10 protein-coding genes and 1 tRNA gene are annotated in these 14805 nt (G+C 65.1%); 2 read left to right on the top strand and 9 right to left on the bottom strand.

Annotated features, from left to right (window positions below; translation table 11 throughout):
- Window positions 1-5 precede the first annotated feature (5 nt).
- Window positions 6-1541, bottom strand: a complete 1536-nt coding sequence (locus tag BMY69_RS06570) for an L-piperidine-6-carboxylate dehydrogenase (protein ID WP_090176264.1) — start codon at window positions 1539-1541, stop codon at window positions 6-8.
- Between the two features lie 205 nt (window positions 1542-1746).
- On the opposite strand from BMY69_RS06570, the gene BMY69_RS06565 reads away from it, so the two are divergent.
- Complete coding sequence (locus BMY69_RS06565; RefSeq protein WP_090176261.1) at window positions 1747-2007, top strand: DUF2188 domain-containing protein; 261 nt, start codon at window positions 1747-1749, stop codon at window positions 2005-2007.
- Between the two features lie 197 nt (window positions 2008-2204).
- Here the strand turns inward: BMY69_RS06565 and BMY69_RS06560 are convergent, their stop codons facing one another.
- From BMY69_RS06560 to BMY69_RS06530, 8 genes are all read right to left on the bottom strand, one after another.
- The gene (locus BMY69_RS06560) at window positions 2205-2717 is read right to left on the bottom strand and encodes a hypothetical protein (RefSeq protein WP_090176258.1); all 513 of its coding nucleotides are present in this window, start codon (window positions 2715-2717) and stop codon (window positions 2205-2207) included.
- A 99-nt stretch (window positions 2718-2816) separates the two neighbouring features.
- Window positions 2817-4130: an aminotransferase class I/II-fold pyridoxal phosphate-dependent enzyme gene (locus BMY69_RS06555; RefSeq protein WP_177191092.1), complete on the bottom strand. Its 1314-nt coding sequence runs from the start codon at window positions 4128-4130 to the stop codon at window positions 2817-2819.
- A gap of 95 nt (window positions 4131-4225) precedes the next feature.
- The gene (locus BMY69_RS06550; protein ID WP_143070400.1) at window positions 4226-5779 is read right to left on the bottom strand and encodes an RHS repeat-associated core domain-containing protein; all 1554 of its coding nucleotides are present in this window, start codon (window positions 5777-5779) and stop codon (window positions 4226-4228) included.
- 12 nt (window positions 5780-5791) lie between these two features.
- A complete protein-coding gene (locus tag BMY69_RS06545) occupies window positions 5792-6541 on the bottom strand; it encodes a hypothetical protein (protein WP_090176250.1) in 750 nt (249 codons plus the stop codon).
- Between the two features lie 66 nt (window positions 6542-6607).
- Window positions 6608-8845, bottom strand: a complete 2238-nt coding sequence (locus tag BMY69_RS06540; RefSeq protein ID WP_177191091.1) for an RHS repeat-associated core domain-containing protein — start codon at window positions 8843-8845, stop codon at window positions 6608-6610.
- A complete protein-coding gene (locus tag BMY69_RS19560; RefSeq protein ID WP_177191090.1) occupies window positions 8842-11826 on the bottom strand; it encodes an RHS repeat domain-containing protein in 2985 nt (994 codons plus the stop codon). Before BMY69_RS19560 ends, BMY69_RS06540 begins: the two co-directional genes overlap by 4 nt.
- A gap of 9 nt (window positions 11827-11835) precedes the next feature.
- On the bottom strand, window positions 11836-12972 hold the full coding sequence (locus BMY69_RS06535; protein WP_090176248.1) for a hypothetical protein: 1137 nt from the start codon (window positions 12970-12972) through the stop codon (window positions 11836-11838).
- Between the two features lie 90 nt (window positions 12973-13062).
- Complete coding sequence (locus BMY69_RS06530; protein WP_090176245.1) at window positions 13063-14478, bottom strand: hypothetical protein; 1416 nt, start codon at window positions 14476-14478, stop codon at window positions 13063-13065.
- Between the two features lie 221 nt (window positions 14479-14699).
- On the opposite strand from BMY69_RS06530, the gene BMY69_RS06525 reads away from it, so the two are divergent.
- A tRNA-Arg gene (locus BMY69_RS06525) sits at window positions 14700-14776 on the top strand.
- Window positions 14777-14805 lie beyond the last annotated feature (29 nt).

Genomic DNA, 14805 nt, shown 5'->3' with positions numbered 1-14805 from the left:
TCGCGTCAGAACTCGAACTTGATGCCCTGGGCCAGCGGCAGCGCGTCGGAGTAGTTGATGGTGTTGGTCTGGCGGCGCATGTAGACCTTCCAGGCGTCCGAACCCGATTCGCGGCCGCCGCCGGTTTCCTTCTCGCCGCCGAACGCACCGCCGATCTCGGCGCCGGACGTGCCGATGTTCACGTTCGCGATGCCGCAATCCGAACCCGACGCCGAGAGGTACTGCTCGGCGGCCTTCAGGTCCTGCGTGAAGATCGCCGAGGACAGGCCCTGCGGCACGGCGTTCTGTTCCGCGATGGCTTCGTCCAGCGAATCGAACGGCATCACGTAGAGGATCGGCGCGAACGTTTCCGTCTGCACGACCTCGTCGCTGTTCTTCAGTCCGGTGACGATGGTCGGCAGCACGAAGTTGCCCTTGCGGTCGGTCAGCGCCTTGCCGCCGGTGCGAACCGTGCCGCCGGCGGCCTTCGCCTTTTCGATGGCCGAGAGGTAACCCTGCACGCCTTCGGGGCTGTTCAGCGGCCCCATCAGCGTCGTCGGCAGCGTGGGATCGCCGATCTTCTGCTCGACCTGGCCGTAGGCCTTCACCAGCGTCTCGACGACGGTGTCGTGCAGCGAGGAATGGACGAGCAGGCGGCGCGTGGTGGTGCAGCGCTGGCCCGCCGTGCCGACCGCGCCGAACACGATCGCGGGAATGGCGAGCTTCAGGTCGGCCGAGGCGTCGACGATGATCGCGTTGTTGCCGCCGAGTTCGAGGAGGCTGCGGCCCATGCGCTTCGCGACGCGCTCGCCGACCATGCGGCCGACCTTCGTCGAGCCCGTGAAGCTGATGAGCGGGATGCGCCGGTCGTCGACGAAGCGCTCGGCGAGCTCGGTGCCCGCGTCGTTGAAGAGGAAGAAGATGTCCGGGAAACCGCCTTCCTTCAGCGCCTCGTTGACGATCTTCATCGTGGCGATGGCCGAGAGCGGCGTCTTCGGCGACGGCTTCCAGATGCAGATGTCGCCGCAGATCGCGGCGAGGAAGGCGTTCCACGCCCACACCGCGACCGGGAAGTTGAACGCGCTGACGATGCCGACCAGGCCCACCGGGTGCCACTGCTCGTACATGCGATGGCCCGGGCGCTCGGAGTGCATCGTGTTGCCGTAGAGCATGCGGCTCTGGCCCACCGCGAAATCCGCGATGTCGATCATTTCCTGCACTTCGCCGTCGCCTTCCGGCTTGATCTTGCCCATCTCGAGGGCGACCAGCGAACCCAGGGCGTCCTTGTGCTTGCGCAGCGCCTCGCCGCACAGGCGGACGGCCTCGCCACGGCGCGGCGCCGGGGTGGTGCGCCATACCGCGAAGGCGTCCTGGGCGCGCTTGACGATGGTCTCGTAATCCGCGGCGCTCGAGGCGTGCACCGTGGCGATCACCTCGCCGGTCGCCGGGTTGGTGGGGCTGAGCGTCCCGGCATCGGTGGTGCCGGCCCACTGGCCCTTGCCGAGGTAGGTGCCGGACTCGCTGCCGTTGAGACCGAGCGCTTCGAGAATCTTGGCTGACATCATGCTTTCCTGTGACGGCGCACCGACGGGATGCCCGCGCGCACGGGTAAAACCGGGATTCTAGCAAACACCCCCTTCACGGCCCGTTGTGCGGCGCGGGACGGATGTCGGCGGCATGTCAGCGCCGGGACGACTTGCCAAGACCTTGCGAAGACGGGCCCAAGTGCACGCTTTACCTCAACTTGTCCAGTTGACGGAGTGCCCCATGACACGTGTCTACGAGGTTCCCTACCTCCCCGACGACGGCTCGCGCTGGACGCTTCGCCTCGCAGGACAGCCCGTCGGCACCTTCGCATCGCGCTTCGAGGCGCTGCAGGCGGCGGTCAACCGGGCATCCGCGGACGGTGGCGACGCGAGTATCGCCGTCGAAGGCGCCGATGGGATCTGGCGGCCGTTCGGCAGCGACGTGAAGCGGCCTACCCGGCCGCCGCCGATGCCCGCCAGGCGCCTGGCCCTTGTGAGGTGACGCCGAAGGACCGCTCGTCGTCTCAGAACCCGGCGCTGTAGCAGTAGCCGTGGGTCACATCGCCGGGCTCTCGCATGTAGTGGATCATGAGGGTTTCGCTGATGCCTCCGATATCGCGGATTTGCAACGGACGGTCACCGCCCAGCATATCGAGGTAGTTGCTCGCGTTGGCGACGCGAGGCTATGTGTGACGCTCGTCAGGCGATCGCGATCCACGGCGTCGTAGCGCGATGTCGCGATATCCACCGTTCCATCGCGGAGCGTCGTCTCCACCCGCACGACATCCTGCGCGTATGTCGCGCGTCGCCCGTTACCCATTCGATGGCCTGGAGGCGTCCCAACCCGTCGTAGGACATCCTTCGTGTCAGCGAGAGGCCGTCCGCTCGTTCGACCGTGCGGGACACGGGACGCGACAGCGTGTCGTACTCGAACGTGACGATGGCGTCGTCGCCCGTGATGCGCGCTACCCTGCCCACGGAGTCGAAGTCGACGCGCTGCTCCGCACCATCCACCATGGCCTTCGCGACGACCCTCCCGCCGGGGGACACCGTCGACGCACAGCGACGCGGAACGTCTCCCCGGAGGTGGATCCGCTGGGCCGTCATTCGCTCGAGCCCGTCGCGCTCGACGTCCATCCGCCCAGCCGGCGTCGTGACCTGCAGCGGAAAACGTGAGACCGGGTCAAACGATGCGCTCAGGATGGTTGGCATGGCGTGTTCCTTGACTACCGTGGACGAGTTCCGTGTCCCGCGGCCAGCGCAGTCGTTTGATGATCGTCGTCGTCGACGTCCGAGGTCATGGGGCCGGTATCATGTCGTGAGCATCCCGTGCTGCTCGCTGGCGTCGGCGTACGCACCGAGGATGCCCTCCGCGGCGCTTCGGATCTGCGCGGGAGTGTGCGTCGCCATCAACTGCAGCCGGAGTCGCGCCGTTCCGCGGGGGACGCCGGGGTATTCGACGAGGTTGGCGATCACTCCGCGTGTCGCCAGAGCGCGTGCTACGAGTCGAGCGAGCGCATCGTCGCCGATCAGGGCGGGCACGATGGGCGAGCGGGTCCCCATGCAGGTCACGCCAGCGCAGGACAGGGCGGCGCGCATCTGCGTGGAACGGGCGGCGAGCGCGTGTCGTCGGCCGGCGCCCTGGGGTGAGCGAACGATGGCGAGAGCGGCGTTCACGACGGCCGCCTGGACCGGTGAGAGCGCGTTGGAGAAGCTATGCGGGCTCGCGAAGATCGTGAGGTATTCCTTCACCGCCCGGGACCGTGTCAGCACGAAGCCGCCGTTCGACGCGAACGTCTTCGAGAAACTGCCCATGACGAGGTCGATCCGTCCGGTCATGCCCTGGCGGCCGATGGCGCCCAGCCCATCGGCACCCGTGGCACCGAAGTCGTGCGCGACATCGACGAGCAGCGTCGCGCGATAGGCGTCGCACATGTCCTGCAGCGCCCGAAGGTCCGGTGTGTCGGAATCCATCGAGAACAGGGATTCGGTGACGACGAGGATCGCGTTTCGTGTGTCGCCTGCCCGGATCGTCGCGAGCGTCCGCTCGACTTCGGTCGTATCGAGGTGCGCCACAGCGTGCACATGGCGTGTCGCGTCCATCGCGCCGCGTTGCAGGCACGCGTGCGCGCGCTCGTCGAGAACGACGTGATCGTCCGCACGGACGAGGCCCTGGATCGTGCCGTAGCCCGCGGCCCACCCGGTCGGGAAGAGCGCGGCATGCTCCATTCGAAGGTAGTCGCACAGCGCCGCCTCGAGCTCCACGCCCAGACGGGTGCGGCCGAACAGCACGGCGGATCCTCCACTGTGAACGCCGTAGGCGCGAAGGGCATGCTCCGCGGCGTCGAGAACCGCCGGATGCGAGGACAGCCCGAGGTAATCCTGGGTCGCGAGGTTGACGCCGGTGGAGGACGTTCCGTCGTCGTACCGCACGGTGCACGTGCTGCGAGGCGCCGCATGCGAGACCTTGCCGTAGCTCCATAGCGATCGTTCGCGGCGCGCCTGCTGCCACGCGTGGAAGGGCGCGACACGATCGAGCAGGTCGGGGCCCGTCGGGCAGGCGAAATCCCTGGCACTCCCGGTCAGGGCAAGCAGCATCCGGTCGCGTTCCGTCGCATGGTCCATCGTCTGAATCCGTGGAGTTCCTCTCCCGGGATCAGCATGGGCGCGTGGCGTGCCGCCGTCCATGCGAATCGGTGTGTAAAAGCGGCGTTTCCCGTCTAGAGGATCGAGATGGGCAGGTCGGGCGGGATCTTCAGCACGGACACCAGTCCTTCGTCCACGAGGCTGAAGCAGAAATAGTGAACGTGATGCCCGGGCCGCGAGAGGTACGAGTGATACGTCGCGGGATCGACCCGTGCCAGCGACCTGACCTTGACCTTGTAACCGGAGCCCAATTGCGCCTGCAGTCGCTTCACGGTATTGAAGTCCGCCTGCGGGAGCGTGTCACCGAACGTCGGGTCGGGTGTGGCGAAGCGGTTGCCGATCGTGTTCATGCCGAACTCGTTGCCGTGGATACCCGTGTAGAAATAGACCACCTGCTTCCCTTTCGACCGCGGCTGCGTCGCGATGGCCAGCGCGATCCCGTCCGTCAAGCCATCGGATTTCACCGCGGAGTCCATCAGGTAGTGCAGGGACCGGGCGTTTCCGGGATGTTTGACGGAATGGACGATCGGGTCCACGACGATCCGTGTGCCGTTGACGATTTCGACTCGCCGCATATCGATCTCGTCGGGCGCCAGTCGGGCGATCTCACGTGGCGGAGTGGCCTGCGACGACGGCCCCGCGCCGAGGACGACGCTTCGCTGGCCCGCGTTGCCATGACTGCCGCTGGCCTGCGCTGCGCCTTTCATAAATTTCGACGATTTCGCCAAGGCCTTGGGCAAGAGGCCGAGCCCGGCCGACGCGAGGCCGGTAGCCAGCGCCGCCGCGCCGAAGATCGTGGCGAGTTCTTCCGAGCCCGTTGCCTGTGCGATGAGCGATCCGCCTTCGGCCACGACGGAGACCGTTTCCATGACCACGGCGGAGGTCGCCATCACCATGCTGGGTGTCGTCGCGGCCGCGGCCAGCACACCGGGCAGGGCGATGATCGAGGCTGCCGCACCGACGACGGCGCCCACGAGCCCGAGGACGGTGAAGAACGTCGACACCCAGCTATTGCCCGTCGGGTCGATACGGTTCACCGGATCGCCGCCACAGTACCCGTATCGGTTCAGGCCACCGCCGCCGAACGGACTGATGGGATCGGGATTGAGAAACCGTCGCAGCGTCGGGCTGTAGAGCCGGTCGCCCAGGAAGTAGCAGCCGCTGGCGCCGTCGATGGCCGTGCCGGTGAAGCCGGAGCGCGCGCCGTCGCCTGTCGCGTCGCGATGGCCGAAAGCCCCGTAAGTCCGGGTTCGCACCGCGTCGCCACCGCTTTCGACAAGCACCGTGCCCTGTGTGTCGCAGCCAAGCAGCCATGTCTCGCGTATCGCGGCGGCGAGCCGTGTCTCGGCCACGAGCGCGCGCCCGGCACGAACGTAGCGTCGCTCTTCCGGTATCGATCGGCCGTCGTCCGACGCTGTGACCTCAGCCGCCAGCGCGCCATCCTCGTGATAGCGGTATGTGACGCATCCATCCCGCGCGATGGCGCAGATGCGACCACCTGGACCGTGGCGATACTCGGACGTGCCGGTAGCCTCCATCACGGTGTCCAGCCTGCCGGCAGAATCCCAGCCGAACGTGCGGCCGCGACCGTCACTGATCACGTTGCCGTCGCGGTCGTAGGCGAGCACCACCGGCGGACCTTATTCCGGGCGGACGTGTACCACGCTCTGGAGCCGGTCGCGATCCCACGCATCGTAGGTATACGTGGCGACGTCGGTTTCGCCGTCCGGCATCTCGGTGCGGACACTCGCAAGGTTGTCGATGGCATCGTAGGTGAACGCTTGTGCGACATACGCATTGCCGGCTTCGTCGCGAGGAAGCTCGTCCCCCGCCGCGTCGGTGACGCCGTGGCTGGCCAGGCGGCCACGGGCGTCGTATGCCATGTGCTCGGTGCGGAGCAACCGCTCGTCCTCGTACCAGGCGCGCGTCGTCATCTTGCCGTCCGCCTGCCAGGCGAACGCCAGGCGGCGCCGCATCGGCGCCATGTGTACGATTTCTATCGACTGCTCTGCCAAACGCCCCATGGAATCGTACGCGAAGCGCTCGGTCAGTCGCCTGCCGCCGTCGTCCGTGGCGCGGCGCGTCAGTCGAGAAAGACCATCGTAAGCGAACGTGACCGATAGCTCGCCCTCGTGCATCGTCTGGGGGCGACCGAGCGCGTCGTAACCGATCTCGCGTCGCGAGCCGTCCACGTGCAGCACGTCGAGAACGCGTCCGCCTGGCGACACAGTCGATGCCGCCGCGCGCCGCACATCGCCGTTCAGGCGCACCTCCTGCCGCGCCAGTCGCCCCAGGTCGTCGGCGGCGATGTCCATCTCGCCGGCTGGCGTTACGGTGGTGCGCGGCATGCGCGTGCGCAGGTCGTATTCGGCATGCATGAGGCACGTCATGACGTCGTTTCCTGGCTGATCTGCCCATCAGCGCGTTGCCGGCGCGGCCTTCGCCGGGCGAACGCGCTAAACGAAAGTCTCGTCCGACAGCTGGAGGAGCGTGGTCAGGTGGGAATCCAGGAGATCCCTCGACCCATCGAACGGCGCGACGGGTGACCGCATGTCCCGGTGCTGCGCTGTGGGCGCGGCGGGGGAGGTCGTGCGTCGAGGTGTATGGAATCCCTCCGGTACGCTGGTTTCCGGTGTCGTCGATTCGGATGCGCCTTCTGTCGGCGGCCGCGGCTCGGAGCGCGGTGCGGATGGTCGGGAGGACGTCTCCGTGACGAATGGTCGGGATTCGGGTCCTGGCACCGCTATCGATCCATGTCGCGCGGTCGCCGCGGGTGGTGTCCGGTGGGGCGGGGAACCGTTACCCACGGTGCGCCGTAGACGCCAGTAACTGACGGGTTCGGCCGCACTGTGTTCCGTGCTGCGGATGACGGCGGGGGAGGCTGAAGTGGCGGCTTCCGTGCGTCGCCGTGCGGCCATCGCGTCCATGACCACGTTGATGAATCGCTGGGTACCCTCGTTAGCGCGACCACCGACGGCGCGCGCCGACCGGTTGAACGTATCGACACGCTTCGCTGCCTTTTCGCCCTTGGCGAAATATCTCGCTGGGCCGAGGCCAAGCGCAAGCAGGGCTATCGAGCCAAACTGCATCCATCGCTCCTCTTCGGGATTGCTCGGTCCGAATCCCCAAACGCCCCCCATTTCCACCGCGACCGATGCGACGTCGAAGACCACCGACGCTGCGACGGCGCTACCGGCAGGTGTGGTTATCGCCGCGAAGAACCCCAGGTCGGCACCGAAGACCGTTGCGACTGCGCCTGAGTAGAAAGGCCCTGAATAGAATGTCAGCAAAGCCGTCAGCGCGGTTATGAACAACTCGTATACCAAGTCGCCGGTAGGATCGATGCGGTTCACCGGATCGCCGGCGCAATAGGCGTAACGATTGATGCCGCCCGCGCCGAACGGGCTGGCGGGATCGGGACTCAGGAATCGGCGTAGGCAGGGATCGTACAGACGGTCGCCGAGCATGTAGTAGCCCGAATCGCGTTCGGCGATTTCTCCCGTGAACGCCGGATGCGCGAGGCAATCGTCGGAGCCGTGTGCACCGTAGGCGCCGAAGCGTCGCGTTCGTAATGTCGTATCGCTTTCGACGACGACGCTGCCCTGGTGATCGGTGCCCAACAGGAGCGACACATGAATTCCCCCCGAGAGAGCCGTCTCGGCGAAGGTGTTCCCCTTCGCGCGCAGATAGCTGCGCTGCTCGGTGAGCGTCGATTCGAACGCCAGTCCATCGGCGTCATGGAATCGAAATGTGGCCGTGCCGTCACGCCACAATGTGCTGACCCGGCCGTCCGGGCCCACCTCGTAGCGCGTCGTGCGGCCGTTGGCTGTGACGGAGGCTAGCCTTCCGGAACGCGTCCATGCGAGATGGTTCCGCCCGTCGGTCAGGAGGTTCCCGTCGGCGTCGTACGTCAGATTTCGCGGTGGTCCGTATTCCGCAAGCGCGTGTTCCACGCGGACAAGGCGATCCGGGTTCGTCGTGTCGTAACCGTAGCGGGCACGATCGGTCCGGCCATCGACAAGGACCGTGTCGATGTCGCACAGGTTGTCGATGGCGTCGTACTCGAAACGCTGCTCGGTGTAAGGAAGATTGGCTTCGTCGAGTGGGAAGTCACTCGCGCCGTCGGCCTCGATCACGTGCCTGGCGAGGCGGCCTCGCGCGTCGTAGAAGAAACGTTCTTTCCTCTGCTCCTTTCCCGCCACGCCCAGCCAGCTGCGAGTTTCCAGTTTTCCGTCCGGCCGCCACGTCATGACGTGGCGACTCACGCTGTCGTCGGGCTGGCAGTTGAACGTCGTCGCGTGCATGAGACCCCGCTCGTTGTACTCGTACTCCGCACGCAGCGTGTGACCGGCGTCGTCGGTCACGGTTCGTGAGCTGACTCGCGAAAGACCGTCGTACGCGAAGGATGCCGTGAAGCGGCCGCCGATGATCGCCTCGAGTCGGCCTGCCGGGTCGTATCTATGCAGCAGGCGCGTGCCATCGATGCCGATCGTTTCGGTGTCGCGCCCGCCGGGTGACCGGATCACATGGGCCGATCGTGGTGTGTCGAACGCCAGCGCGATATGCCGCGTGCACGGGCGCCCGAGGTAATCGGCGACCAGGGTCATCTGTCCCGCCGGCGTCGCGACGGTCTCCGGCCACGCGAGCCTGCGGTTGTAGGCTGCCTGAAGCATGACCGCCCGCCGCGGGTTCATGGCAGCGCTCCTCGCTGCAGGCGGCCCATGGTCGCCCGTTTCCCCGGAGTCCGGCCGGTAACTGGCTCTTCGAGCGAAAGGTCGAGCAGAACCTCGCCAAGCCGCCTGTCGTATTCCATATGCAACACTCCCCCTCCCGGCAGCGTGCGGGTGGCCGGACTGATCTGGCCCGGCACGTAGGCGAGCTGGTAAACGAGGCTGCCTGCCTGCTCCAGCTCGACGCGGCCGAGGCCATCCCACGAGCGTCGGCCGAGTTCGATGGTGTCGCCATCCTTCGGGGTGACCGCCAGGCGTGCGACCAGCTCGCCTTCGTGGCCGAGTGCGAACTCGCGGGTGATCAGGGTGCCGTCGGGCAGCAACGTCCCGGTAACCCTGTCGCGGGCATCCCAGATCTGTTCCGTCCTGTTTTCCATGGCATCGATCGAGACGACGCAACGCCCAAGCCCGTCGTACAGCCATGACTGTACCGCCACCGGCTCGGGCACCGGCGGGTCGTCGGCGCCCGAGCCGGGCACCCATGTGCCAGCTTCCGCGCGGATCTTTCGGCCTGCCGCATCGGTGTAGGTGGCACTCCAACCGGCGGGACGTACGCCGGTTTCCTCCTCCTGCCACTGCCGGACCCGCTCGACGATGCGCGCGTTGCCGTCCTGGTCAGGCAGATCGACGAGCATCGTCTCGGTAACCACGCGGCTTCCATCGGGTAGCGAGGTGCGCGCGCAACGTCCCCAATCGTCATACGCGTATGCCGTCGTAAGAACGATATCGGGAGCGTCGGTCATGGGATCGGTCACGATGTCCATCGTGCACTGACCCAGCGTGTCGTACGACTGCTGCAGCGCCTGATACGAGCCGCCGTCGGCAAGCGGTTCGTCGGACCCGATGGGCCGGCCGGCCGTGTCGAACCACTGGCGGTGCTTCAGCCCGGTGACGCCTGTGCGCTCGATCCACCGTTCGGATCGGGAGAGCATGTACCTCCAATGGCTCGAGGTCTCGTAATCGACGTCACCCGGATGCAGAGTCTCGCGGATGCGCCGACCGAGCGCGTCGAACGCCGTCACGGACCGGTTGCCGGCCGCATCCACCGTTTCGGTGACGAGTCCATCGATCAGGCGCTCCGTCTCACTCCATCGATTGACGATTCGCCTGGGCATGCCATAACGATCGGTGCCGTTATCGACGGTATGCGTGACGACCCTGGTGCGTTGGGTCCTTTCCGGATCGATGGAGTATTCGTAGTCCCGATACTCGTTCAGGCCGTCCACGGTCTTCATCTCGGCCCGTACACACCCATGCTGATCGCCGTGATCGTCGATGAAGCCCTGCCGGCTATCGCTGAGGGTGCGCCAGAGTCCGTCTTCAGCCACTTCCTCGACTTCCGCGCAAGCCTGAACGTAGACGTCCCTGGCCTGCTCGCCCTCGATGGGGCTGGCGAGGACGTCGACCTCACAGTACCTGTATGACACACGGCGCTCGTGGCCGCCTCCCGGGCCTGGCTTCACCGTGCGGGACTTCAGCCTCCGCACCATGCCCAGCGGATCCCGCGGGCATAGCACTTCGTCGCCGATGCTCTCGCCTTCCGGCGGGTAATAGTCGGACACTTCGACAATGCCCGATGTGCTGTCCGATGTGCGAACGACGTTGCCGAACGCGTCGTAATCGGTGTCGGTCCGACTCACCGCCACGGCGTCGGGAGCGTCGAGGTGCCAGCGCCTGGTGATCACCGCATGAGGTAGCTGAAGCGCCTTTGGCTGGTCCTCGAACGACAGGCCGGGCAGCTCGCCGTAGATCGTTTCGATCTCCTGGACGACTTTGCTGCGCCGCGTCGTCTCCCGCACCATCAGGTGGAAGTGATTGTAGATACGATCGCGAATGACGGCATACCCACCGTTGTCGTCCAGTTGGATTTCCCGGGAACCGTAGTCGTATCGCCCCAGGGGCATGTGAAGAAGCTGGTCCGTTCGGTCTTGCCAGTCGCCGACCACACCGTATCCGTAATGGTTGTGGTTGCGGTCGAGGGAATACTGATGGGAGGTCAGCACCACGGCCGGGTTCGACGCGAGGCGCTGTATCTTCCCGTCGACGCAAGGAACCGTTGCGCGGGGGCCGCGAGGGGGCAGCGTGAGTCCGTCCTGGTCGTAGGTCACCGTCTCGATCACGCCGTTCGGAGTCGTCACGGATCTGAGCAGCGTCAGCGGCGGCGAGCCGATCTGGGTATATCCGAACTCCCAGGAGGCCTGCTCCTCCGCGGCGACCGTTCGCGCATTCAGTGCATACAGGGTCGGCATGCTGATCCTGGTCAGCAGAGGACCTTCGCGCATGAAATGTAGTTCGAGCGAATCGCCTCCCCCGCGGCGCAACGTAAGAACGATATCGCGACTGTTCGGGTACTGGATGTTGAGGAGTTCCGTCTGATCGGCATCGACGACACTGACCAGGCTCACTATGCCTGTGGACGGAGGGATGGCCCATTTCAGTTCGAGGGCATCGCCATTCGGTTGCGCGATGCGGTGAAGCCGCAAAACCCTCCCGGGTTCGCCGACGACGGAGCGCAGCTCTTCGACCATGCCTGTCACGTGCTCTATCGTCGCCGTGCTCGAATCGGCGCTGGGTGTCATCCGGAAACTGTCGAGCTTCCGGTCCGGGAACCTCGCCGGTTGCCCGCCGTCGAGGGTTTCGACTCTATGAACCTCGCCGCCGCCGACGCTCAGCAACGTAATGGTCGGCTCGCGATCCATCCGGCTGACGTCGAGCTCCCAGCCGGCGCCGAAGCCGTCGTTTCGCGCGCTGAAGGGGTTGAAAACGAGCCGGAACACGAAGTGCGGTCCACGCAACAGGTTGCCCTCGCCCGTCGTCAGCTCGACGCTGGCCGTGTAGGTGCCCGTGCGCGTGTCCACGTTGGCAGAGATGTGGCTGTAGAAATTGTACGCGGTCGAGTACATGTCCTCGCCGCCGGGCCCTGATGCGTAAGTCTGCCGATCCATGGCTCGTCCTCAGTAGATTTCCAGGAATCCCCACTTCCGCTTGACCAGACGAAGACGGCACGACTGGTCGGTGCCGTAGATGTCGATCATGTGGACCGTCATCTCGCTTGGCAGGGGCTCGCCACCGGGAAGAACGGGTTTCGGGTAGAAGTTGTCGCGTCCGCACAGCTCGATCACGCAGATACGTTCGTCGCCCGGCTCGGTGACGAGTTCGGGAAGGCGCAGATCTTCGGGATACGCTATCGATGGATGCCACTGCAGCGCGCTGGACGCAGGGCCCGCGTACCCGGTGAACTGGGCATGGCTATCCGAGAAGTCGTCCCACAGGAGGATGCCTCCCGGTCTGCATTCCCCGGAGCGGATGCCGAGCGATGGCCCCGCGTAATCGCCTATCCACAGCTTCAGCTTGCGGTCGAACCAGTTGCTTTCGCCTTCGGCGAGGCCTGTCAGAACGAATCGATCCGACGCGAAATGCTCCGGCGCCTGGGGGCTGACGATCCGGTCCTTTGCATCGCAGCCGGTCAAGTTGTACTCGTGCCCGTCAACCAGCTTCGTACCGTTGCTGCGATACGTGACGCCGTCCTGGCCAAGCACCGAAAACGCGACCACGAGCGACTCCATGGATCTGCCGTTCGACGTCAGGTAGCGGGTCTCGAAGTCCTTTATCTCGCGCGGGAGTCCGTCCCTGTGTCGGTCGCGGTCGGCCTCGGGCGCAGGCCCGGGGAACGGGGCGTACCCAAGCGAGAAGGTCTGCGAGGCCCATCCCCGATAATCACTCGGGGGGACTTGCGAGCTATCAGGGACGATCTGGTCCGGGTATCGGTAGTCGATCAGCCTGATCGACTTCTTTTCCTCATCGGTGAGATGGGTTTCAAAGCCCAACTCATCGACGGCCCAGACTTCGAGGTCGACCTGGATCTGCTGCCTGCCGTTCGCGAAGACGGCGACGGTTGCAAGATGGATGTCCATGAAAGTGATGCGGTTCGTCGGGATGGCCGCAGGACCTTCGTCACGCGGCGGAGGCGACGCGGATCGATCGGGCGCCGCTTCCCTGACTTCGACACGCGTCTCCTTGCGCGCTTCGAGGCGGGTTTCAACGTACGTCTCGGTACGCACGGTCGATGGGCGACTTGCGGGCTGCTTCATGGCACGTCCTTGTGCGGCGAATTGATTGGATCCGGTCGCCTGATGCGATCGGAACGCTGACGTCAGGCGCTGCGAAAACGTTCGTCGTGGTTACCAGGGATCATGGATGTCGATGAAGTTCATCGTGTCGATGCTGACGCGTATCAGGTTGCTGTTGCCATGGACATCCAGAAGAGCGAATAACCTGCTGCGGTACCTGGAGTCGTCGAGAGTGACATGGTTTTCGGTGCGGAACTGACAGTGCTTCCCTCCCATGATCATGACCAGGCCAGCGGCCGTAGGGCCGCTGTAATCATTCTTGATGTAGCGCTGGCGCAGTTCCAGCATCGAGAGGCTTTCTCCTCCCCCGACGGCTTCCATACCGGCCGCGTCGCGCTCCCAGTCGGTGCCTGAATCGGGAGACTGGGTCATGACGGTGGACCATTCGGCGCCATTGTCCTTGCCGGTGTGCCGCAGAAGCCCACCACCGGCCGGCGGGAAGTCGGCGTAGGGATCGTCGACGGCGCACAGCTTCCATAGCGGAATGGGTATGGCGTCGAAAGATACGTTGAGGTGGTGCCAGAATGACCGCGCTGTGTCATCCGTGATTCCCGTGTGCGAGTAGTGAAGCGTGCTTACCGATCCCGTCATTTTCACCCCATACGACGCCAGTCCCAGGTGTGGCATGGTTACCGCGTTGATCGTCACGGTCGAATAGAATCGGCCCGAACCGTCGCCCTGACCATCTTCATCTTCGATGTCTTTGTTCGCGGTCGTCGATTTGTAGACTGTATCGCCGACAGAGGTGCGCACGCCCGCCGCGATCGTGATTGGGTCATCAGGCGCTCTGCCGGGACAGGAGACATAGAACCGGAAGACTTGTGCACCGACGACCTGCGTGTCTTCGTCCTTGACGATCGTATGCAGCGCCTCGTCTCGAGACATATCGTCTGCTGCTCCCGCCCGTCGCGCCCATGCGTTCAGGCGCTTGCGTTGTTCGTCGGTCGTTTCGAACGAACTGAGGCTTCCGTGGCCGGTCTTGTGCGTCCGATGGTAGTCGACAAGGCCATCGAACCACTGCTTTTCCCACGTCGTTCCAGGGGACGTCAGCGACTCGTAACGACCGCCCCGGACCGTCATCGGCAGGGCGGGGTGCTCGATGGCAAGCCGAGCGTCCAGGACGAGTTTGTCGACCCTATGTATGAAGCTCTCGTCGTAAAGGATCGTTCCTTCGTATCGACGCTTCCTGGACCAGTGCCATTTGTCCAGAGGCCAGAGCCCCCCCTCGTCGTATACGAGGAGGTCTTCGCGGGTGCCCATGTCGATGATCGAGATGAGCGAGGGGTCGATCTCGACCGGCTGATCCCCCTTGTAGGCAAGGACCTCGATGATGATCGGACACATCTGGAAGTGATTTTTGAAGACAACGGTCGTGTGGTGCTGCGTTGTGTCCTGGTCCGGATTTTCCTTTCTGATCCGAAAATAAACGATCTTATCGAAGTCACGCAGATCTGACGGCTGATTCATCCGGATATCCCCTCGTCCTTGAGGTGTGGTTGGCCGTGTCGGGCCTGTGTGGATCCCACGCTACACCGAGCCAACGACGGGCGGTACCCTATTCGATAGGCGGATCCGGAACGTGCGGAGCTTGCCTGTTGCATCGCCATGCCGACGCTCGGGTTTTGTCCTCCCGGGGGGCATCCGGTAGCATATGCACGAAGGCCATCTCGGCCGGGCAGGCATGCCGAGGCCCCGTAGCTCAGCTGGATAGAGCGTCCCCCTCCTAAGGGGAAGGTCGCCCGTTCGAATCGGGCCGGGGTCACCATTCCCGCATCGCGGCTTCGTGCAAGGCAT

The organism is Luteibacter sp. UNC138MFCol5.1, from assembly GCF_900110505.1.
In the GTDB taxonomy this organism is placed as follows: domain Bacteria; phylum Pseudomonadota; class Gammaproteobacteria; order Xanthomonadales; family Rhodanobacteraceae; genus Luteibacter.
The sequence above is the reverse complement of the archived record's forward strand: the minus strand, read 5'-3'. Positions and strand labels throughout refer to the sequence as shown.